This is a genomic window from Spirosoma endbachense (genome assembly GCF_010233585.1).
Classification (GTDB): Bacteria; Bacteroidota; Bacteroidia; order Cytophagales; family Spirosomataceae; genus Spirosoma; species Spirosoma endbachense.
The window spans coordinates 7738591-7760129 of sequence record NZ_CP045997.1 but is presented as its reverse complement, the minus strand read 5'-3'; the positions used below and the strand labels follow the sequence as shown (position 1 = coordinate 7760129).

General features: G+C 47.5%; 26 protein-coding genes. 16 read left to right on the top strand and 10 right to left on the bottom strand.

Annotation, left to right across the window (positions count from 1 at the left end; translation table 11 throughout):
- Positions 1 to 66 precede the first annotated feature (66 nt).
- The gene (fabG, locus tag GJR95_RS31710) at positions 67 to 813 is read right to left on the bottom strand and encodes a 3-oxoacyl-[acyl-carrier-protein] reductase (protein ID WP_162389683.1); all 747 of its coding nucleotides are present in this window, start codon (positions 811 to 813) and stop codon (positions 67 to 69) included.
- A 154-nt stretch (positions 814 to 967) separates the two neighbouring features.
- On the opposite strand from fabG, the gene GJR95_RS31705 reads away from it, so the two are divergent.
- Positions 968 to 1717 carry a phosphatidylinositol-specific phospholipase C/glycerophosphodiester phosphodiesterase family protein gene (locus GJR95_RS31705; RefSeq protein WP_162389682.1) on the top strand — a complete coding sequence of 250 codons (750 nt, stop codon included), beginning with the start codon at positions 968 to 970 and terminating at the stop codon, positions 1715 to 1717.
- Positions 1718 to 1945: 228 nt separating this feature from the next.
- Complete coding sequence (locus GJR95_RS31700; protein ID WP_162389681.1) at positions 1946 to 3700, top strand: GMC oxidoreductase; 1755 nt, start codon at positions 1946 to 1948, stop codon at positions 3698 to 3700.
- A gap of 85 nt (positions 3701 to 3785) precedes the next feature.
- On the opposite strand, the gene GJR95_RS31695 is transcribed toward GJR95_RS31700, so the two are convergent.
- Together GJR95_RS31695 and GJR95_RS31690 are read right to left on the bottom strand one after the other, a co-directional pair.
- Positions 3786 to 6317, bottom strand: a complete 2532-nt coding sequence (locus tag GJR95_RS31695; protein WP_162389680.1) for an ATP-dependent Clp protease ATP-binding subunit — start codon at positions 6315 to 6317, stop codon at positions 3786 to 3788.
- 148 nt (positions 6318 to 6465) lie between these two features.
- Positions 6466 to 7110, bottom strand: a complete 645-nt coding sequence (locus GJR95_RS31690) for a WbqC family protein (RefSeq protein WP_162389679.1) — start codon at positions 7108 to 7110, stop codon at positions 6466 to 6468.
- 133 nt (positions 7111 to 7243) lie between these two features.
- Here GJR95_RS31690 and GJR95_RS31685 point away from each other — a divergent pair, with 133 nt between their 5' ends.
- Positions 7244 to 8116: a lysophospholipid acyltransferase family protein gene (locus GJR95_RS31685; RefSeq protein WP_162389678.1), complete on the top strand. Its 873-nt coding sequence runs from the start codon at positions 7244 to 7246 to the stop codon at positions 8114 to 8116.
- 262 nt (positions 8117 to 8378) lie between these two features.
- Positions 8379 to 11006: a S8 family serine peptidase gene (locus GJR95_RS31680; RefSeq protein ID WP_162389677.1), complete on the top strand. Its 2628-nt coding sequence runs from the start codon at positions 8379 to 8381 to the stop codon at positions 11004 to 11006.
- A gap of 91 nt (positions 11007 to 11097) precedes the next feature.
- Here GJR95_RS31680 and GJR95_RS31675 read toward each other — a convergent pair whose 3' ends face one another.
- The 7 genes from GJR95_RS31675 to GJR95_RS31645 form a co-directional block, all read right to left on the bottom strand.
- Positions 11098 to 11430 carry a hypothetical protein gene (locus tag GJR95_RS31675; RefSeq protein ID WP_162389676.1) on the bottom strand — a complete coding sequence of 111 codons (333 nt, stop codon included), beginning with the start codon at positions 11428 to 11430 and terminating at the stop codon, positions 11098 to 11100.
- A 276-nt stretch (positions 11431 to 11706) separates the two neighbouring features.
- Positions 11707 to 12996: a site-specific integrase gene (locus GJR95_RS31670; protein ID WP_162389675.1), complete on the bottom strand. Its 1290-nt coding sequence runs from the start codon at positions 12994 to 12996 to the stop codon at positions 11707 to 11709.
- A complete protein-coding gene (locus GJR95_RS31665; protein ID WP_162389674.1) occupies positions 12997 to 13167 on the bottom strand; it encodes a hypothetical protein in 171 nt (56 codons plus the stop codon).
- A gap of 14 nt (positions 13168 to 13181) precedes the next feature.
- Positions 13182 to 13907 carry an Ntn hydrolase family protein gene (locus GJR95_RS31660; RefSeq protein ID WP_162389673.1) on the bottom strand — a complete coding sequence of 242 codons (726 nt, stop codon included), beginning with the start codon at positions 13905 to 13907 and terminating at the stop codon, positions 13182 to 13184.
- 27 nt (positions 13908 to 13934) lie between these two features.
- A complete protein-coding gene (locus GJR95_RS31655) occupies positions 13935 to 14267 on the bottom strand; it encodes a hypothetical protein (protein ID WP_162389672.1) in 333 nt (110 codons plus the stop codon).
- A gap of 27 nt (positions 14268 to 14294) precedes the next feature.
- Positions 14295 to 14873, bottom strand: coding sequence for an SHOCT domain-containing protein (locus GJR95_RS41915; protein ID WP_198424758.1), 579 nt, complete (start codon positions 14871 to 14873; stop codon positions 14295 to 14297).
- A 28-nt stretch (positions 14874 to 14901) separates the two neighbouring features.
- Complete coding sequence (locus GJR95_RS31645) at positions 14902 to 15600, bottom strand: LexA family transcriptional regulator (RefSeq protein ID WP_162389671.1); 699 nt, start codon at positions 15598 to 15600, stop codon at positions 14902 to 14904.
- Positions 15601 to 15733: 133 nt separating this feature from the next.
- Between GJR95_RS31645 and GJR95_RS31640 the strand changes: the two genes are divergently transcribed.
- The 12 genes from GJR95_RS31640 to GJR95_RS31590 all read left to right on the top strand — a co-directional run bounded on the left by GJR95_RS31640 (position 15734) and on the right by GJR95_RS31590 (position 21533).
- A complete protein-coding gene (locus tag GJR95_RS31640; RefSeq protein WP_162389670.1) occupies positions 15734 to 15967 on the top strand; it encodes a hypothetical protein in 234 nt (77 codons plus the stop codon).
- Between the two features lie 53 nt (positions 15968 to 16020).
- Entirely contained in the window at positions 16021 to 16773 is a 753-nt protein-coding gene (locus GJR95_RS31635; RefSeq protein ID WP_162389669.1) for a KilA-N domain-containing protein, read from the top strand.
- Positions 16774 to 16776: 3 nt separating this feature from the next.
- Complete coding sequence (locus tag GJR95_RS31630) at positions 16777 to 17097, top strand: hypothetical protein (RefSeq protein WP_162389668.1); 321 nt, start codon at positions 16777 to 16779, stop codon at positions 17095 to 17097.
- A gap of 97 nt (positions 17098 to 17194) precedes the next feature.
- Entirely contained in the window at positions 17195 to 17581 is a 387-nt protein-coding gene (locus tag GJR95_RS31625; RefSeq protein WP_162389667.1) for a hypothetical protein, read from the top strand.
- A 7-nt stretch (positions 17582 to 17588) separates the two neighbouring features.
- Positions 17589 to 17828: a hypothetical protein gene (locus GJR95_RS31620; protein WP_162389666.1), complete on the top strand. Its 240-nt coding sequence runs from the start codon at positions 17589 to 17591 to the stop codon at positions 17826 to 17828.
- On the top strand, positions 17828 to 18277 hold the full coding sequence (locus tag GJR95_RS31615) for a hypothetical protein (RefSeq protein WP_162389665.1): 450 nt from the start codon (positions 17828 to 17830) through the stop codon (positions 18275 to 18277). The genes GJR95_RS31620 and GJR95_RS31615 overlap by 1 nt, the downstream gene beginning before the upstream one ends.
- 4 nt (positions 18278 to 18281) lie before the next feature.
- The gene (locus tag GJR95_RS31610) at positions 18282 to 18674 is read left to right on the top strand and encodes a hypothetical protein (RefSeq protein ID WP_232540917.1); all 393 of its coding nucleotides are present in this window, start codon (positions 18282 to 18284) and stop codon (positions 18672 to 18674) included.
- Positions 18671 to 18802, top strand: coding sequence for a hypothetical protein (locus GJR95_RS42615; RefSeq protein WP_262889738.1), 132 nt, complete (start codon positions 18671 to 18673; stop codon positions 18800 to 18802). The genes GJR95_RS31610 and GJR95_RS42615 overlap by 4 nt, the downstream gene beginning before the upstream one ends.
- Before the next feature lie 518 nt (positions 18803 to 19320).
- Positions 19321 to 19797, top strand: a complete 477-nt coding sequence (locus tag GJR95_RS31605) for a hypothetical protein (protein ID WP_162389663.1) — start codon at positions 19321 to 19323, stop codon at positions 19795 to 19797.
- Entirely contained in the window at positions 19688 to 20686 is a 999-nt protein-coding gene (locus GJR95_RS31600; RefSeq protein ID WP_162389662.1) for a P-loop NTPase family protein, read from the top strand. Before GJR95_RS31605 ends, GJR95_RS31600 begins: the two co-directional genes overlap by 110 nt.
- On the top strand, positions 20673 to 21200 hold the full coding sequence (locus tag GJR95_RS31595) for a hypothetical protein (protein ID WP_162389661.1): 528 nt from the start codon (positions 20673 to 20675) through the stop codon (positions 21198 to 21200). The genes GJR95_RS31600 and GJR95_RS31595 overlap by 14 nt, the downstream gene beginning before the upstream one ends.
- Positions 21201 to 21236: 36 nt before the next feature.
- Positions 21237 to 21533, top strand: a complete 297-nt coding sequence (locus GJR95_RS31590) for a hypothetical protein (RefSeq protein ID WP_162389660.1) — start codon at positions 21237 to 21239, stop codon at positions 21531 to 21533.
- Positions 21534 to 21539: the final 6 nt, after the last annotated feature.

Sequence of the window (21539 nt, the reverse complement as noted above, 5' to 3'; positions counted from 1 at the left end):
GGTTGCCTTTCCAATAGCGATGCTTTAACCAGCCGAAGGAACTGAAAACTATAAACTGAGAACATTTTAAGTAAGCATTCCTCCATCCACTTGCAGCACCTGACCAGTGATGTAGCGTGAAAGGTCGGAAGCTAAGAATATGGCGCAATCAGCTACCTCGTCGGGTTGTCCTCCGCGTTTCATCGGTATTTGCTGCTTCCATTCTTCAATAGCTTTCTCATTTATTTCGCCGGTCATCTCGGTCTCAATAAAACCCGGCGCAATGGCATTGGATCGAATATTCCGTGACCCTAATTCTAGGGCAACCGACTTGGTAAAGCCAATGATTCCTGCTTTTGAGGCCGCATAATTCGCCTGACCCGCGTTGCCGCGAATACCAACCACCGATGTCAGATTGATAATCGAGCCAGACTTGGCCTTCATCATTGGTTTGATAGCGGCTTTAGTCAGATTGAAGACTGACTTTAAGTTAACGTTGATTACGCTATCCCATTGTTCCTCCGACATGCGCATCAACAATCCATCTTTCGTAATGCCCGCATTGTTGATCAGAACATCAAGTTTACCGAAGTCGGCCACAACCTGATTGATGAGTTCTTCCGCTGCTTTGTGGTCCGATGCATCCGAACGATAGCCTTTTGCCTCTCCACCAAAAGCCCGGAGTTCATTTTCCAGCGCCTGGCCTTTTTCAACACTAGACAAATACGTGAACGCTACGGTAGCACCTTCCTGCGCAAATTTGAGAGCCATAGCCCGCCCGATGCCGCGCGACGCACCAGTAATTAACGCAACTTTTCCTTTCAGTAAATCCATTAGTTAGTCAAAAACCCGACCGGCAAGATGAGCGGGTCGTTAATAAAAAACAAGAAGAGCCAAAAATAGTAGTTTGAGCGGAAACGGCAAGGTTGATGAGCGGTTTTGGTTTGGTAAATAAGTGTGTTACTTTGTCAGAAATTAAGTAGTGCTTATGTCGCTCCGTATCCTACTCCCTTTATTGCTCTCTGCGTCGGTCGCTACCGCACAGAAAATCCATGCCCATAACGACTACGCTCAGCCTAAACCATTCGTAGCTGCCTACGAACAACGTGCCGACTTTATTGAAGCCGACATCTGGTTGCAGGGTGATAAATTAGTTGTTTCGCATGAAAAGCCAGCTGGCAATGCCCCAACGCTGGATTCATTGTACATAAAGCCCATTTCGAAACTATTCAACCAATATAAGACCAAAGTAAGTCCCGACCGGGATTACACATTTGGTTTGGTGGTTGATGTAAAAGACAGCCCGGCAGACATACTACCGAAACTGATTACGCTCCTACAGGAGAATCTGGCATCGTTCAATAGAACCGCGAATACAAAGGCCATTCAGGTCATCGTTAGCGGCAATCGCCCTAAAATCGAAAACTACCTCGATTATCCACTTCTGATCCAGTTCGATGGTCGCCCGAGCGAAGTCTATGATGAAGAAACACTGCAACGGGTAGCCATGATCAGCGATAATTTCCGGCTTTACTCCCGTTGGGATGGCATGGGTGATATACCCGATGCGGACCGCGAAAAACTGAAGCGCGTTATCAAGCGGGCACACAGCGACAACAAACCGATCCGCTTCTGGGCCATTCCCGACACACCCAATGCCTGGAAGCAATTGAAAAAGTTAGGCATCGATATAATTAATACCGATAAAGTAGCCGAAGCCGTTCAGGCTATGCGGTAACGATTACCTGCTTTATAATTTAGGTCAGGAATCGCTCCTGAAAAGCATTATAGCCGAACAGCATTGTTCGGCTTTTTTCGTTCCTGAGCCACGAACGGGTTATTATTTTTAAAGCTGTAGATTTTCCACGGATTCCATACAAATAGATAACAGTAAACATGATGACTTCCCTCCTTTTAGAAATATCAACGTCAAGTTGGCTTTCCTAAAAAACCTCTTTCCTTTCCGATGGATATTCCTCAACTAAAAAAGGCTCCCCTTGTCTATGATGTCGTCATTGTCGGTTCTGGCGCGGGGGGTGGCATGGCCGCTTATACGCTAGCCAAAGCAGGCGCTAAAGTTGCCCTGCTCGAAGCTGGTGGCTATTATGACCCTGCCGATCCAAAATACATTACCCAACTGAAATGGCCCTGGGAATCACCCCGACGTGGGGCTAGTACAGCCGCTCGTTCGGGTGGCGATTTCGATGCAGCCTGGGGCGGATGGGATATCGACGGAGAGCCGTATTCGTCTAAGCCAGGCACCGAGTTTCACTGGTTCCGTTCCCGGATGCTTGGTGGACGTACGAACCACTGGGGGCGGATCTCGCTCCGGTTCGGCCCCGACGATTTCCGGCGTCGCTCCTTAACGGGTGTTGGCGATGACTGGCCCATCGGCTATGATGATCTTAAACCTTTCTATGACCGGGTTGACAAATTAATTGGTGTCTTCGGTTCGATCGAGAACCTTCCGAATGAACCAGACGGAATTTTTCTGCCGCCACCAAAACCCCGTCTGCACGAGCTGATGATTCGGAAGGGTGCCAAAAGTATCGGCATTCCTGTAATTCCATCACGGCTTAGCATTCTGACCAAACCCATCAATAAAGAACGAGGTCAGTGTTTCTATTGCCATCAGTGCAACCGGGGTTGCCAGGCTTATGCCGATTTTTCGTCATCGTCAGTTCTTTGTATTCCGGCGGTTAAAACGGGCAACGTAACACTGATCAACGGGGCTATGGCTCGTGAGGTTCTTACCGATCCGCAAACCGGACTGGCAACGGGCGTTAGCTACGTAGACACCCGTACACTGGAAGAGATTACCATTCGGGCAAAGGCTGTTATGCTCGGAGCTAGTACCTGCGAATCAGCCCGGATTCTGCTCAACTCCAAATCGGCTCGCTTTCCGAACGGCCTGGCTAATTCGAGTGGCGTTGTCGGGAAATACCTTAATGATTCGACCGGAGCCAGTCGCTCGGCGTTTGTACCGGCTTTGATGGATCGCAAACGCTACAACGAAGATGGCGTTGGGGGCATGCACGTCTTCACACCGTGGTGGCTCGACAACCGCAAGCTTGACTTCCCACGTGGTTACCACATCGAGTATGGTGGCGGAATGGGCATGCCAGGCTACGGCTTTGGCGGAGGGGTTGAAGCACTTAATGGTATGATTCCCGGCCGCGACGGCAAAACGAAACCGGGCGGTGGCTATGGCAAAGGGCTAAAAGATGATTATCGCCGATTCTACGGTGCTTATATTGGTATGTCAGGTCGGGGTGAACCGGTTCCACTTGAAAGTAACTATTGCGAAATTGATCCGAATGCGGTGGACAAATACGGGATTCCTGTTTTGCGCTTCCACTACAAATGGTCAGATTATGAGGTGAAGCAGGCCAAACACATGCAGGATACCTTCGAAGAAATCATTCATTCGATGGGTGGTATTGCGCTTGGTCCTAAACCTGGTCCTGATTCTGCACACGGTTACGGCCTGGCTGCACCCGGCCGAATCATTCATGAAGTAGGTACGGTCCGCATGGGCAATGACCCACAGAAATCAGCTCTGAATAAGTATCAGCAGGCTCATGACGTAAAAAATCTGTTTGTTATCGATGCTGCTCCATTTGTTTCGCAGGGCGACAAAAACGTAACCTGGACCATTCTGGCCAGTTCCATGCGAACATCAGAATATTTGATTGATCAGGTCAAGCAGAAAAACATATAATTTATAGCGCACCAGAAATTGTGCGCTATAAACAAAAAAAGCCTGCCAATTTTGAATTGGCAGGCTTTTTAGTATGTAATGAGGGTTACTCAACCACAGCTTCAGGCTTTTTTACCGTAATGGTTAAGACATCGCCTTCGCCACTATAGTCAGCCAGAATCGTATCGCCCTCTTTTAGTTCTCCTTTCAGAATTTCTTCTGCAACGGGGTCTTCAAGGTAACGCTGGATAGCGCGGCTTAGCGGACGAGCACCGTATTGTGGATCATATCCTTTCTCGGACAGGAAGTCTTTTGCCTTTTCAGTCAGTTCAACCGTGTAACCAAGGTTGGTTACACGACCCAGGAGTTTGCCCAACATCAGGTCAATGATTTTGTGAATGTCTTCGCGTTGCAGCGAGTTAAACACAATTACATCGTCCAGACGGTTGAGGAATTCAGGTGAGAACGCTTTACGCAGTGCACTCTGAATTGTACTCTTCATCAGATCGTCCTGCGATTCAGCCGACTTGCGGGTAGCAAAACCAATACCAGCCCCGAAATCTTTCAGGTCACGAACCCCAATGTTGGAGGTCATGATTATGATTGTATTCCGGAAATCTACGCGACGACCCAGACCATCGGTCAGGATACCATCGTCTAGCACTTGCAACAGAATGTTAAATACATCTGGGTGTGCTTTTTCGATTTCATCCAACAGCACAACGCTGTATGGTTTCCGGCGGATTTTTTCGGTCAACTGACCACCTTCTTCATAACCTACGTAGCCCGGAGGTGCACCAACTAATCGGCTTACACTGAATTTCTCCATGTATTCCGACATATCGATCCGCACCAGCGCGTCGTCCTTATCGAAGAGGTAGGTAGCCAGCACTTTGGCAAGCTCGGTCTTACCTACGCCCGTTGGGCCCAGGAAGATGAACGAACCAATCGGTTTCTTCGGATCTTTCAGACCAACCCGTGTCCGCTGGATCGCTTTCACCAGTTTATCGATTGCCGACTGCTGACCAATTACACGACCTTTTAGCTCCTCGCCCATGTTGACGAGTTTCTTGCCTTCGTCGTTGGATACACTGGTTACCGGAATTCCGGTCATCATAGCAACGACCTCGGCAACACTTTCTTCGTTGACCGTGTAACGACGCTTCTTCGTATCCTCTTCCCATGCCTGTTTAGCACGGTCGAGCTGATCGATCAGGCGTTTTTCCTTGTCACGAAGCTGAGCGGCTTCTTCGTATTTCTGGCTCTTAACAACCTGATTTTTCTCTTTCTTGATATTCTCAATTTGCTCTTCAAGCTTAAGAATATCTTCGGGAACCGTGATGTTCGAGATGTGTACCCGAGCACCTACTTCGTCCAGTACATCAATAGCTTTATCGGGCAGGAACCGATCAGAAATATACCGTTCTGACAGTTTCACAGCAGCCTCAATTGCTTCTTTAGTATAGGTAACGTGGTGGTGATCTTCGTATTTATCCTTGATGTTGTTCAGGATTTCGATCGTTTCATCGATCGAGGTCGCATCGACCATAACCATCTGGAAACGACGGGCTAAAGCACCATCTTTCTCGATATACTGCCGATACTCATCAAGCGTGGTTGCGCCAATGCATTGAATGTCACCCCGCGCCAGCGCTGGTTTGAACATATTCGAGGCATCCAGCGAACCCGATGCACCGCCTGCACCAACAATGGTGTGCAACTCATCGATAAACAGAATGACTTCTGGTGACTTCTCCAGTTCATTCATTACAGCCTTCATGCGCTCTTCGAACTGACCGCGATATTTCGTGCCAGCAACGAGCGATGCAAGGTCAAGTGTAACGACACGCTTACCGAACAACACCCGCGATACTTTCTTCTGCACAATGCGCAGGGCAAGTCCCTCGGCAATAGCCGTCTTACCAACGCCTGGCTCACCGATCAGGATCGGGTTGTTTTTCTTCCGGCGGCTCAGGATCTGGGCCACACGCTCAATTTCTTTTTCACGACCCACGATAGGATCCAGCTTGCCGACTTCTGCAAGTTTGGTCAAATCCCGGCCGAAATTGTCAAGAACAGGAGTTCTCGATTTTTCTGAGCCTTTGGGATCTTTGCCCGAACCAGAGCTGCCGCCACCGCCGAACATGCCCCGATCGTTGTCGTCGTCGTCGGTTTCGGGGCCCATCACTGGACGGCTTCCCGAAGACTGATATTCGAGCATTTCCTTAATGACTTCGTAATTAACATTAAACTTGTTCAGAATCTGCGTAGCGACATTGTCTTCATCACGCAGAATCGATAGCAACAAATGCTCCGTTCCAATGAGCGGGCTTTTGAAAATTTTTGCTTCCAGGTACGTGATTTTCAGGGTCTTTTCCGACTGACGGGTCAGCGGAATGTTGGCCAGATTTTTCACATTGTTGGTTGCGGTTCCTTTCGTTGCCTGTTCGATCGTGACCCGGAGTTCGTCGAGTGAGATACCGAGTTTTTTCAGTAGACCAACGGCCACACCCTCTCCCTCACGAATCATGCCTAGCAGCAGATGTTCGGTTCCAATGTAGTCGTGGCCTAAGCGTAAGGCTTCCTCCCGACTCAGCGTGATGACTTCCTTGACGCGGTTTGAGAATTTTGCTTCCATTCGCTTGGGGTCTCCTTAGGTAAGCGTATACTGGCTTAACGAAGAGTTTTAAGGATTTGTTCACTCCTGCCAGCGAGCCAGTTTTACAGTTATCGGTACGTACGCTTTCAGGTAAAATACTGCATATATAACGCCTGAAACCAGTAAATCATTTCAAACTTAAAAACTCCGTCGCCAGTGGTCCCTGGCAGAATAATAGGTCTATAATACTCAGATTTGGTACAAAATCAAAGCCAAAGTTCTGCTGATAGGGTATCGGTTTGTAGAATACATACGATTCTGACCTATTTCGCGGATTTATCATCGAACGAGCGTCAAATAGGCTGGCCACCGAAGGCTTTTCATAGCAATTTGTCAGGTTCACCGTCTTGGTTATCCCAAGTAGTTTCAGACAAATTGTCAGCAGCTCGCTATTCAAATCAAACAAAAACGTCCAGTTTTTCTGGTAAATCCGTTCAAACTCGGGCGCATAGTACTCAAAAAACGGTGCTTTACTATAAGCTGCCTGAAGGCTCCGCCAGTGATGCTTTTGCCAGGACTGTCCATTATCCACCTGGAGATCCCGAATCGGGTGATGATGGGTTCCCTGTTGTACGGGCACTGTAAGGGCATCTACTTTATTTGCCGTCAGAACGTAGCAGCGATTTCTGTAACTTTGCTTCTGGTAATGCTCATGAGCCTCTAACCGCACTCGCTGAAATTGCAATAACCCTGACACATAGTCCAGACAAGGCAAATAGTGTAATTCAACGAGTAACTCGGTCGGATCAGGCTGCGGTTGGTACTTTTCCAATAACAACAAACGTATCCGTTCACAAGTAAGGCAAAAAATCAATACCACCAACTGATTTTGTATATTTTTAATTTTTCGGGTATCAGCGAAGCAAAATCATCGTTTTGACTTCAGATTTCCTACCAATTACAGAATGATTTTCTTTCGTTTATTGTCACGGCTGCCGCTAGGATTGCTTTATGGCCTTGCCGACTTCCTGTACTTTCTGTTACTGCACGTCGTTCGCTATCGGCGTAAGGTCGTCATTGAGAATCTTCAGTTATCATTCCCGGAAAAATCACCCTCGGAAATCCACCGAATAGCCAGAGGATTTTATCGAAACTTAACGGATTTGATTGTTGAAACCATTAAAATGCCTACCCTCCCAGCGGAGGAGTTACGGCAGAGGGTTCGGTTTACGAATGCTGACCTGGTTAAAGAGCAGTTGCGATCGGGCCAGGCTGTGATCGGAATGGCTTCTCATAGTAGCAATTGGGAGTGGATTCCATCGGCTTCCGTATTGAACGGCATGCCGACCGATAGCATTTATAAACAGCTAAACAGTCCTTTTTTTGAAAAATTGATGCAGTCAGTGCGGGCGAGTTTTGGCGCGGTGCCTGTTCCGATGAATACGCTCCCCCGCCGGATGGTTGCCCAGAAAGATGTTCCGCGCATTATTGCGCTCGTGGCCGATCAGGTGCCGGATGTTCCTGAGCAGGCCTACTGGACGAATTTCCTGCATCGGGATACGCCATTTTATCCAGGTACTGAACGGCTGGCACGAAGTCGGGACCTGCCTGTTTTTTATACTGAACTAAGACGAATTCGCCGAGGCTACTACGAGGTAACATTTACGCTCATTGGCCAACCTCCTTACAAGGCGCTGCCGCCCGGCGCTATCATGGAAAACTACCGTGACTTACTGGAAGAAACCATCCGCAAATACCCATCCGACTGGCTTTGGTCGCACAAGCGGTGGAAACACTGGCGTGGTAAGTATGCCAAGGTTGGGGCGAAACTGGACTAGCCCTGGTTCATTACAATCAAACTACTTACCTTAAAAGTTGTAAGTCTGCCCAACTAATAGACCCTTTTAAGGTAGACCTATATACTACCAGGGCATCTCCAAAATGCAACCGTTTTGGGCATATGATATCACATAGTTCTATTGTTTCTACATAGGATAAATAAATTATATCATCACGAAACAGATAAAATTATTTTTTCCCATATTGGGCCACTTTATTTTTAGCCCAATACTTACAACTAACCTCTAACTCAAATTATTCATGAAATTACTTCTACAAGCAGGCAGAGGGTTTTTAGCCGTTGTGGTTATACTACTATGTCTATCGTCATGGAGCCAGGCTCAGGATGTCAAACAATTGGCAAAAGATGCCAAAGTTTCGCCCGATTTATACGCCATTATTTCGAATAATGGCATTCCCAATCAGGCACCCATTGGTGGCCTTCAACGGGTGAATCTGTTCAACACGGTTGGCAACACGATTGCCATTGAAGCTGCGGCCAACTCCGAACAGGAAGGGGTTGCTTTGTTACAGGTTCTCCAGTCGATGGGGCTCCAGAAAGGGCTGGTTTTCAAGCAAAAAGTATCGGGTTATCTACCAATCGACCAGTTGGGGGCTCTAAAGTCAGTTTCGGCACTGAAGTTTGCCCGCCCTTCTTATAAGCCCAGAAATAATGTTGGTTCAGTAACATCACAGGGGGATGTGGCCCTGCGCGCTGATGTGGCCCGCTCTACCTACAATGTTACGGGTGCTGGCGTAAAAGTTGGTGTTATTTCTGATTCCTATAATGCGTTAGGTGGTGCACCAGCCGGTGTAGCCTCCGGCGATTTGCCAGCTGGGGTCGAAGTGCTGGAAGACATATCTCCTGGCACCGATGAAGGGCGCGCCATGGCCGAGTTGGTTCATGACATAGCACCTGGTTCCCCAATAGCCTTTCATACGGCTTATAGTACAGAACTTAATTTTGCTCAGGGTATCCGAGATCTGGCCGCTGCCGGCTGTAAGGTCATTACGGATGATATCAGTTATTTTGCTGAGCCGTTTTTTCAGGATGGCGTGGTTGCGCAGGCGGTCGATGATGTCGTAAACAATCAGGGGGTAACTTATTTTTCGGCAGCCGCTAACTCGGGCCGTGCCTCCTATCAGGCCGCGTTCAATCCTGCTCCTTATTCTGATCCCCAATATGCAGGCGGAACCTACAGTGCCCATAATTTCGGTGGTGGCGACATAAAGCAAAGTATCACAATTCCAGGTAGAGGAGCTACAGCCATAATTAGCTTCCAGTGGGATGATCCATTCTTTTCGGTTAGTGGTGGGGCAGGCGCTCAAACCGATATGGATCTTCTTGTTTATTACAATGGAACACTTCTGGGAGATTTATCGAGTTTTGAAATAAATGTAGGTGGTGATCCGGTTGAAATCATTGGTATTCAGAACAATGGCTCTTCATCGGTTACGATTGACTTAGTACTGGTCAAATATGAAGGGCCAAACCCGTCATTGATTAAATGGGTCAACTTTGCGGATGATGTAACCATTGAGTACGACACGAAAAGTTCTACGATTGTTGGGCATGCCAACTCTACCCGTGGCATTGCGGTAGGTGCGGCACCGTTCAATTTAACACCTGCTTTCAATGGTGGGCTGACTACGGCTACCATCGAGCCCTTTTCTTCGGTAGGTGGAACACCTATTCTTTTCAACACGGCTGGTCAGCGGATAAGCCAGATCACTCGCCAGAAGCCTGAAATTACTTCAGTGGATGGCACCAACACGACATTCTTTGTCTCAGATTCGCCAAGAGATGCCGATGCGTTCCCGAACTTCTTCGGTACATCGGCCGCTGCTCCCCACGCTGCAGCCGTAGCCGCTTTGATGAAAGAAAAGGGTGGAAACAGCCTGTCGTCAAGCTCGATTCTTTCTGCGCTGGAACAGACAGCGCTGGATATGGACGATCCGTATACACCTGGCTTCGATACGGGCTTTGATTATGGGACTGGGTTTGGGTTTATTCAGGCCGATAAAGCGCTTCAGTCCATTAGTGGTTCATCGTCAGACTTCGCCATTGTTGGGACATCGAATGTTACCTGCACAACCATCTCAGTAGGACAACGCACCTTAACGTTCAACCCTATCTATGCTGGCGTGAATGGTCAACCGTTGTCGTTTTCGGTCGTGAACGAGTTAAGCCCAACTACCAATCCCGGCCCTTATACGCTTAACCTGTATACTGACAATCCGGTTATTACCCTCAAAGCTACTCAGGCCGGAACGCCTACTGAAGCTAGTTTTGTGTATAACTGGTTGGAAGCCTGCGGTAACAATACAACCCCGCCAGGAACGTTCGCTATCATTGGTGTCAATACCATCACCTGTACAGCTGTATCTCCTACACAACGGACGCTGACGTTCAATCCTAACTACGCTGGTGTGAATGGTCAGCCTTTGTCGTTTTCGGTCGTGAACGAGTTAAGCCCAACCACCAATCCCGGCCCTTATACGCTTAACCTGTATACTGACAATCCGGTCGTGACGCTCAAAGCCACGCAGGCCGGAACACCTGGTGAAGTTAGTTTCACGTATAACTGGCTGGCTGCCTGCGGAGGAGGCAGTGGTCGTTTAGGTGCCGAGTCGGGAGCCGGTTTGCAGGTGCGTGTACTGGGAAATCCGGTAAATGAAACGGCCGAAGTTGAAGTTAGGGGTGTATCCGGGCAGTCTGTACAGTTAGAATTAACAGACATTCAGGGCCGGGTAATCCAACAGCATACCATTGAAGAAGCAAAATCAATCGAGCGGTTGAGCTTACCCGTCGGTGGACGCAAGGGATTATTGCTGCTGCGTGTCGGTACGCCAACCGAGCACAAATCCATTAAACTGATGAAACAGTAAGACTAAAAATCGATTTGTAAAAGTAATCCCGCCGATCATCAGCAGCAGCAGTGATCGGCGGGATTTTTTGTCGAGTACTTATACTAATCCTTTACAAAGAATCTCGTTTTGCGGCACGCGACGAATCGCGTTTAGCTTTTACCTTATCGACTTCATCCGTAACGGCATCACCCACTTTCCGGGCACCAGTGCCTATGGCTTCACCCGCTACTTTTGCTTTCCGCTTTGCTCCCTGACCCGCTTCGGTAGCCGTTTCGCCAATGCTCTGGCCCGTATTCTTCATATCCTCCTTCAGGCGGGCTTTCCGTTCAGCCTTTTCCTGCCGACGCATTTCTTTCTTACTCATCGCAGTAGTGTCCTGCGCATAAGCCCCCACAGTCAACATCAAAACGAGTGCAAACACACTCAATAATTTAGTTTTCATAACGTATGTTTTATGTAAATGACAAGTTGTATTTCAGTTCGTTCGTAAAGATTACGTTCTTCAAACAGTTAGTCATGTTTCGTAACTCTAACCCACGGCATGGTTTTAATGTTTAATATAATGACTTATAGGGTCAAAAAAGCCTCTATATCGTCAAACAACACGACAAGCGTTAAACCGGGAAATTTCAGGAGTGGTGCGAGTCGGCCTATTTACTCCTTATATATATAGAGTGCATTTAACTTTTAGCCAATTTGACTCTATTTCGGAGTAGGGTCAACGCTTACCTTGCTTTGCCCAGGCCTCCAGTGTATGCTTTACAATATCTGGATTGGAAACCGTTTGGTAGCGTTGGGTTGAATTCAGGGATTTATGGCCCATCAATTCTTTTAACGTAAACGTATTGATCCCGCCGGCTGTCATACGTGTTGCAAAGGTGTGCCTGGCCATGTGGCTCGACATGGCATCATACAGGGGAATGGCATCGGCCAGCAGCTTGCCTTTATAAAAGGAGCCGACAGTCACTAACTGATTTAGTTTCGCCTGACGACCGATTAGGCGAAGGGATTGATTATAGGGTTCGCAGAGGGGTGGTTTTCGATCCGTTACAGGATTGCGTAGTAAATAATAGGCGGTTTCACTTAAGGGAATAGCTACCCGGTTACCCGTCTTTTGTTGAAGCGCCATTAAACAGGGCGTATTTTCAATGTGTTCGATCCGCGGATTCAGATACTGCCACTGATCAGAACGACGCAAGCCTGTATGACAGGACAAAATGAAATACCAGCGGACCATCTCCAGTAAATTCGCATGAACTTGCTTTACTTTCTGATTTTGATGCAGCGTGGCATTCAGAATTTTTTGTTCGTCACCCGCTTCCAGGCTGGGCCGAATCACCTCCCCCATTCGGGTTTCCACCCAAAAGATATCGCGTGGCACAACGATTCCGCTGCGCTCGGCATATTCACACATCCCCCGAAATAAGCTAATGTAGGTGTGAATGGTATTATCGGATAAATCTTTTTCCTCCTGTAAATACACCTTGAACTGATTGAGCGTATTGATCGTCAGGGTTGACCACTCCAGCCCAGGCCGAAATACCTCCAGTTGCCTCATGATGGTATTCAGTGTATTTCCCCAGGAAGGCGATCGGTCAGCCTTCATTTCGGCGATGTATTGGGGTGCAAATTCCTGGAGGGTTGGCGCGGTCGGCTCGATGTGAACGGGCTGAAGCAGGGCCGGTTTGGATTTTTTCTGAAAGAGTTCTACCCGGATCCGGTTGATTTCAGCCTGCACGGCCTTCGTTGTCAACTCGGTTTGGGTCGGGTCATTCTGGTGACGATAAAAAAATGTTTCCAGCTCACTGCGGTAGGTACCCAGCGTTTGATTGATATGAGTCGCATGAGCCAGTGATGCTTTAACACGCTCATTTTTAAAGTCTTTCGGCAACACCTTCTCCCCTGTTGAGAAGCGAACTTTCTGTGATTGCCAGCAGATTCGGCCGTGAATCATCAGCCGGCCTTGGCTGTCGGATTGCTCTGCTTTCAGATAGAAGGTAAGTTCCATTTAGCGCAATTGATTCATGATCTGCTCATACTCGGCCATTATCGCACGGCCTGACCGGTAAAGCTGTGGAGGCAAGTTTTGAAAAGGGCTGGCCCAATTGGCAATCATCATGTTGGCAATGATCAGGGCTTCGAGTTGTTTCTTTTGATTGAGTAGTTTTCGGCGTGGCATAAACCCCTCTAATTCTAATTACAATTAGCTTTTTTAGCGATCCATTTTTTACCAGTTGCCGAAATTTCAATGATATCGATTGGCCCGCCAACCTTTGGGTGACTCATTTCGGCCATGATGTAGTCTTTAATTACTTTTGCTGGATTTTTTAAAAGCTTATTAGTTACAGCATCTGGCGTTTCCTTGTATAAATGATCATTTATGCCCAGGGGTAATAAAATGTTGGGAAATCCTGGCTGGCTATCAGTAGAGGCAATTTTCACTTGTGGTTTGGCCATTAAAGCATTTGTCATAGTGATATTGTATTGCCTCAATTTGGCAGTTTTACCCTCAAAATAAACAATAACAATCTCTGCAATTCTACCTCGGCTATAAACATCTTTATAGATTGCGGGGAATTTCTCTTGTGCATCCAATAGCCTCTTTTCATAATAAGTTTTTATATTGAATTCAAGTTTTGGGAAGACAATTTTTGGATTAGCCGAATATTTTAACGCACTCTTTAACCTTTGATGAAGGTTGTCATTGTCAAAACCTGCGAACGTAAATACGTATTTATTGACCGGAATTATTTTGCAGTAGTTATCGAAATTTACATACGTGTTATCTGCCATCTGCCCAGCATTTCTACTGTCAGCCCCTATATACACGACGTTTCCTTTTTTAAATACGATTATACATGTTCCTAATGATGGAAGGGACAACAACAAGAAGCCTAACAAAAAAATGTAGTTGTGCATTGTTTCAAAGAGTGATTTAGGTGTTGATCAGTCTTCTGTTAATTCTAGACTGTAGCCTTTCCAGTCAAGCTTATCGGCTGTTAAAGAGCCGAAATGTATTCCCTCATGGTATTCCTGGACTTCATCCGGCAATTCTGTCCCCGCTGGCCAGCCGACTCTTATCATTAAAATGAGTTGATAAAAGACCTGTTTTGAGTGCTCAATAAGTTCTGCCTCATTAATTGACCAGGCACGATAATGCGTAGAGACAGTATGGATGCGGTGAACCGCAGGATCGTCATTAATCCGGTAGAAATAAATTAAGTCGAGACCATCCCGATCTAGGTTGATGCGTTTGCAGCCATCAAAGGTAAGTTTCATGGAACGGTGTGGTTTTGAGTTTTTTATTTATTGTTTAACAAACTTCCAATCGATCAAATGGCCATCGTTCCCGTCAATATTACCTTCTGCATAATTCACAATTTTACCCCCAAATGCATTCTTACCCCGAAACTTCGTCAGGACATAGATCGTGCTCCCATTGTCTTTGAAGCGTGTTTCCACATGCTCGTAACTGTCGGGATCATTCATGCTTTCTTTGATTGCTTTTTCTAGCTGGCGGTGTGATCCATCCCAGCCTGAAAAGAAGCCTTCAACGACTTCTCGACGAGACTTGGGAGCCTCAGCCGTTGTCTCTGTACTAGTCGACACATTAGCAGCATTTTTGTCGGGCGCCTTCTCTGGTTCAAATAGTCTCGAAATACCACCAACTACCGCAAACCCCAAAAACACATAAAGCCAAATTTTCCAGTTTGACTTCTTCCCAGTTGAGGTTGGTGTCGGCGATGGAGCAAGAGCACGGGCGATTGGTGAGGCCGTTGGCTTAAACAGGTTTGCTTTCTGTTGCAGAAACTCCTCTTCGGAAATAACACCCTGGTCTTTAAGTTTAGCCAGACGCTCCAGTTGGCTTAGTAGATCGTCATTCATACAGGAAGGTTTAGATTAGGATAGCACTTTATACCCTCGGTTTTTCGACTTTAAATTCGATGTTATACACCTGCCGTAGCTCTCTTAAAGAAATAGGGGCGACAGGATTATAGGTTGGGTTACTGCTACTCAGGTAAACAGTTTCATCAACCGTATTTTCGTACGCCTTCACGATAATACCTTCGTCGGTCTGAAACACATAGATTTTCCCTTTTCTCATCCAAGTCCAATCTTCTAATAAAGTTGATACAACATAGCTACCTGGCACATAATCAGGGAACATCGAAAAGCCTTCTACCTCAAAACAAAAACATTCACCCTGTATCATAGGGAAACTAACACGCTGAATCTGTTCAGCGAATAAACGTTTAGCGAAGCCATTAATAAATCCAGCCTGCGCACGAGCAGGTACGACCCACATATTTAGCCGTCCGCCGTTGTCTCTAGGCTGTGCGTTATAAGGTGAAATGGGCTCTTGCGTATAAGCCGAACTTTGATTGGCCGGCTTGTTCCAGAGCCGTTTCGGCCCTATACCCGTTCGAATCCATCGGGCTGACCATCCAAGTTCATCCTCGATAGTTCTCAAAAAAATGTCACTAGGTTTATTATCAGGATTCAAGTAACTACTGACTAAACCTCTTGACTTGTTAATTTTTTCAGCCAGTTCAGTTTGATTTAACTTATCCTCATCCATGAGACTTTGAATCCGGGATGCAGGGGTTTCCATAACTATTTCAATTTCAGGTTGAACTATCATGCCGTTAGAATTTCAAAAAAAAGTTTAGTAATTCTTGCGAATGTTAGAAAAACTAAACTTACATTTGTATCAACGATTTGTCAACGGTTAATAAACTACACAAATGGCGAAAATGCAAGACATAATTAACGCTCGCGACTTATTGCGTCTAGAGGTTGAAGAGTTGGATGGAGGCTACACGACAGTTGGAAAGGTCATGAGAAAGACTACGCAATTCGTTAACAAGACGTTAGGCCCTAATAATATTCCTAGACTTGAGACCCTGGAGGCTATCAAGGATGCCGTAGAACTTGCAAAAAGAAAGCAAAAAGCGCGTCTAGCTGGTCTAAAGGCTTAATTTTTTTTGCCCGTCTTGTTCAGTTTTTCTAAACAAACTTCAGCAATACTAACATGCATATTCAGCTAGGTACTTCTGAACTTGATATTCGATCTGAAGCCAATGGGTTGGTTAGTTTAACTGACCTCTGGAAAAGCATGGGCAGCCCCGATAAAAAATCGCCCACCGACTGGCAGGAACGGGAATCGACTATCGATTTAATTGACACACTGACTGCCGTTTTAAATACCCCAAAAATGGGGGTTTTAAAAGCAAGCCGCGGTCGATATGGTGGAACATGGGCACACAAGAATTTGGCACTCTCTTATGCCAAATGGTTAAGCCCTGAACTGCACCTGGCCGTTAACCAGGCTTTTCTGGAACGACTCGACGAAGAGGCCAATCCCGAACTCGCCATTCAACGTGGCACGGAACGCGCCGTTCGCAAATGGAAAGCCGATGGTAAGTCTGACAAATGGATCGAGGCTCGACTGAAAGGGGTGGCCACCCGCAACAGCTTCACCAAAACGCTGGCTGCGCATGGTGTCAAGTACGGCGGCTTCAAAGTCTGCACCAATGCCATATATACGCCCCTGTATGGGGGAACGGCCGAGGTAGTTCGGCTTAAAAAAGGGCTACCCGAAAAAGTAAATATTCGTGAAAACGTCAGTGCACTGGAACTGAAAGCCATTGAGTTCGCCGAAGCGATGGCTCAGGAGAATATTGACGCCATGAATTTGAAAGGCAATGCCCAATGTGAGCTGGCTTGTACTCATGCCAGCCGATCGGTGGCCAAGGCACTAATTGATAACAAAAAACTAGCCTGATCCATGCAAGCTCAAACGCTCTACACTGGCTCACCTGCCGACATTGAAGCGGCTATGCTGCGGGTAATTACACCCCTCATCGAGCAAATTCAGCAACTGCAAAAGGCCCAGCAATTGCCACAGGAACCTTCTGGAAAGGCTATTTACACGGTTTCGGAATTAGCCGAACACATTAGCTATAGTGCCCAGATGGTTCGGCGGTTCATTCGGGAAGGTCGGCGAGACCGAAAAGGTAAACTGGTTTACCTCAAAGCGAAAGAATTAACGGCTGGCGATTTCCGCATTACGTCGGCTGATCTGAATCAGTTCCTCTCCCATTTCTAGTAAGCATGCTGAGTAATCAAATCTTTTCTTTCTAAAACGAGGCACGCCCGGCGCAAAACGTCCGGACGTGCTGGGTAATCAAATCTACTGCAAACATATGCAATCCCGTCAACTATCTGCCCTCCCCCTTATCCTGGGGGCCTTTTTCGACCCAATTCTAATGCCGACAACACTGGCTGATCTAGACCGCGAAAAGGACTTTTTGGAACTCGAGCAACTGGTTGGCCAGTTGGCTGGCCCACACTGTTTGGGCATTGAATTTCTTGATGACAATCGGAAACATGGCTGCCGGGCCTTGGAATTCCGGGTCACTGTATCGGTCTATAATGGCCGGATTGAATTCAGCGAAGACGGAAAGCATCCTGATACAAGCACCATTCGGGAGACCGTTTGGGTTCCCGTTCGCGATACAGACACGATTCAGAACATCGCTGAGCGCGTCACTAAGGAGGTTCAGGGTATCGACTGCAACATTCACGCCTGATACGATCATGATGACCATCACCATCCTAGCCATTTTGGCCGCACTGGCGATTAATGGCCTGTTTTGTACGATCATGCTCCGATCGCTGCCCCTGGCTGACTGGCTGATTCACGTTCGCTACTGGTGGCTGACCAACCGGGCTACTATCATCACGGCCCTGATACATCGTACACTCCTGCTGCTCTTTTTTATCGGTCTGTTCGTCGGCCTATGGATGCTTGCCTATCACGGTTTAATCCTGTACTGATGGAAACGATCGACATAAAAGATTTGGTAGTTGGTAGCTATTTCTCCTATCTGGATAAGATTACGGAAGTACAAAGTTTCACTCGGACGCCTGTTGAGTTAGCCGTAGCGATTCATCTTGGCAAAGCGATGCCCATGCGTACCAGGTGCACACTCAGTGAGTTGAGCGTGCTTCCCATTACACCCGAATGGCTTGAAAAGCTGGGCTTTACGCTTTTAAGTAACGATCCGATATCGTCGAATTACGGCTTCTACGGATTGCATTGGAACAAGGCCTTTGGCGTCTACAACTACGTGCTGGTACCCGCCGAATCAAGCCAGTGGGATCTACTTTCCGATTCCCACTATTATGCAGCCGTTTTGGGCGTCCATCACCTGCAAGCCCTGATCTGGCATCTGGAACGGGTTTGGCTAACGATTCAGACAGAAATGGAGGTAGCCCATGAATAAGCCCATGCACACCTCCGCCCAACAGGAAGCTCACAAGTTTTTCGAGCTGCTTCACGATTTGCTGCCAGAAGACTGGCAGGCAGACCTGCAAGCCTGTCAATTCGAATTCGAGCTATGGCTGGCCACCTTTGATGTGAAACGGCATCAGGAAAAATTGTCGGGTTTTGCCCTGCTTACGGCTGCCCGACGGCGTGCAGAACGCTACTACCAGCATGATCTGAAGCAGTCCCACCACACATTACTGGAGTGGTCATACTTTCGATTTCGCCTGGAGATCGCTCTACTGCAAACCTGCAAAGTAGATGCCGATACGCTCCAGCACTGCTACCTGTACGCCGATCTGCTCAGCAACTACGCTTTTACCATCCTGACCGATAGCCGACGCCCTGTATCATGATACATTCCTCCACATTCACACGCTTCAAATGGTGCATGATAATTGGCTGGACTGGCCTGTTATTGTACGCTGTCGGCTGGTTTCTGGCCGAATACAACCGGATTATTCCGGGTGGAATCAACTATTGATTTCTGATTTTTTTGAGTGCCCCTCTATGGTTTCTTACATCGATCTCATGAACCGTTTCTGGCAGGTAGATAAACTCATTGGTGGCTTTTCGGGCAACGAATCGAGGCTGTATTACTTTCTGCTCAATGTGGCCAATGAGACAAGGCCAGTAGCCTGGCCTGAGAGTTTTTTGCTGGGTGACCCCGAAATTAAAGAGCATTGTAAGCTCTCAAAAGGTACGATTAGAGACTGCCGCAGACGGTTGGCCGACGTGGGTCTTCTAGATTTTTCGGAGGGCGGAAAAGGCCAGGGCGCGAAGCATAAATACGAGCTTAGGTATCAAATTTTGACACCTAAAACCGAAGAGCTTTGGTGTCAAATTTTGACAGCTAAACCCGCTATTAGGTGTCAAAATTTGGAACCTAAACCGATTTTGGTGTCAAAATTTGACACCTTAACGCTGACTTTGGTGCCAAATTTTGACACCAAGTCTATATATAAGAGATTATTAAAATCTTATACACTCACACAAAGGGGTGTGCGCGAAAAAACGAAACGGTTTATTTTTTTTAAACGCGCTCGAAAAAACAAAATTCGAAAACGCCCCCTCGTTCCGCGCGTTCCCCCAAAACCTAAGCCTCAGCCGTTTCGTAGTGACCCATTCCTGCTCAAACGAGATGCTGAAGCGCTAAATGTCCCCTTCTCGCAGTGGTACACGCTCTACGATCTCAACATTGCTCAGGATCAGTGCCGTCGACTCTGGATTACACTCACCAACGAAGAGCGGCAAACGGCCCTCCAGCATACGCCGGCTTACGTGCGGTCAACACCCAACAAACGTTACCGAAAGGCCCCCACCAATTATCTGGAAACAAAAGTTTTCAACGACGAAATCATCAATCGACATGAAGCCGACTCCGTCCCTAACTCCAGTCAATCCGACGCCAGCCCCCAGCGAGAAATCATCCGAACCGACTACGGCCCCCAAAAATTTAAGCGAAGTAGTAGCACTTAGTGATGAGCTACTCAATGAACATCTGGGTATACCGGATCCGGATCAACAGAAAGCCTATGAGCTAACTCAGCAGCGCATCGAGGAACGTCGAAACAAATTTTACGGCAAAACGTCCTTCGTTCAGCCCATCGATTACGATAAGCTATCACCGGACGGTCGGGCCCACCGGGCCAAAGTGGGCGCTGATCCGGTCGCCACGATGCGCAATGTTAGCCGACTGGATAGCATCCTCGGCAAAGTAGCTGCTCTTCGCAAGCCAGGTCGCAATCAGGTGTTGCCCTTTGAGGAAGCGCAGGTGATTGTTCGGGCCATTTACGAAACTGATTTGGCAGGCCGAGAGCGGAAACCTTATTGGACAACCGAAAGCTTTGCTGTCGTCGATGAAGTGACCAAATACTTTATCGGCGACCCAACAAGCCAGATTCCTTTATCCAAAAATCTGTATGTCTATGGCTCAGTCGGCGTGGGTAAAACCTACCTGTTTCGCATGATGGCCGTGCTCTGCGAGGTAGTACCCATCAAGGATATGGCGTTTCGGATGGTCAGCACTAAGCGGCTTATGCGGGCGATCAGTAGCGCCAAGAGCCTGAATCCAATTGCCAAAATTGAACAGGGCAACTGGCTGATTGACGAATTAGGCGGTGAAAAGAAGTTGGTCAAGGTCTACGGTGATCAGGAAGACCCGATGGACTATCTGATCAATAGCATCTATGAATCCTACATCGACTACGGCAAAAAGACGCATTTCACCTCCAATAAGGTGCCTGACGAACTCGAAGCGATTTACGGAACCCGCAATTATGACCGGTTCTGCGAAATGGTCGAAGCCGTTTATTTCCCCGGTAAATCCATCCGTATCGACCCTAACCTTATCGATGATGAAGAATAACAACGAACGGCCAGCTGGCTACCAAACCCCAATCAACCGCCCCTCCAAACGTCAGTTTGTTCTAGGCATCGATCCCGATAAAAATCAAAGCGGTTTTGCCGTCTGGAGCTATCCCCAGAACAAATTCGTTAAGCACGTTCCGCTCTACTTTGCCGAGTTGCAGGAAACCTGCTTTGGCTACGATCCCTATGATTGCGTGGTTTATTTGGAGGCTGGCTGGCTCAACGAAGGCCGCAATAAATACCAGTCGAAGACACTCCCAAAGGATTTCGATACCTGGTCTAGAGCCAGGCGCGAAGCCTACATTTTTGAACGGGGCTGTGACGTTGGAATCAATTTTGGCGCAGGCTTCGCCATCACTCACGTGTTGCGGGCCAACGGCTACACGGTCAATCACTACTGCCCGAAAACGGCTAAATGGGATGCTGCGGCCCTGCGTCGCTATACGGGAATTACCGCCATGACCAATCAGGATGTACGTGATGCCATTCGGGCCGCTTACCTCAATCGCTAATCAATAATTCGGTAATCAAATCTAATTCGAAAAATCATGTTGCAAGCCACCAGACCCGGGCGGCATAACCTACGTGCTGCCCAGCCGCCCGGTTTCATCCATCTGCCAACGATCGGCCCGACACCCATTGAGCGTATTCAAATGATCAGATCTGAAGGCATGTACAGCAAGGTCAAATTGAAACGCAAAAAGCTCCAATTGGTTAGCGAACCCTTATCCTATTTCGCTCGCTTACTGCCTGATTTTCAGGTCGTCATATTCAGGGATAAGCGAAGACGGAAAGTCCGTAAAAAGCTCATCAATCCCATTTTTATCAAGTCGTTCACCCAATAAATTTTA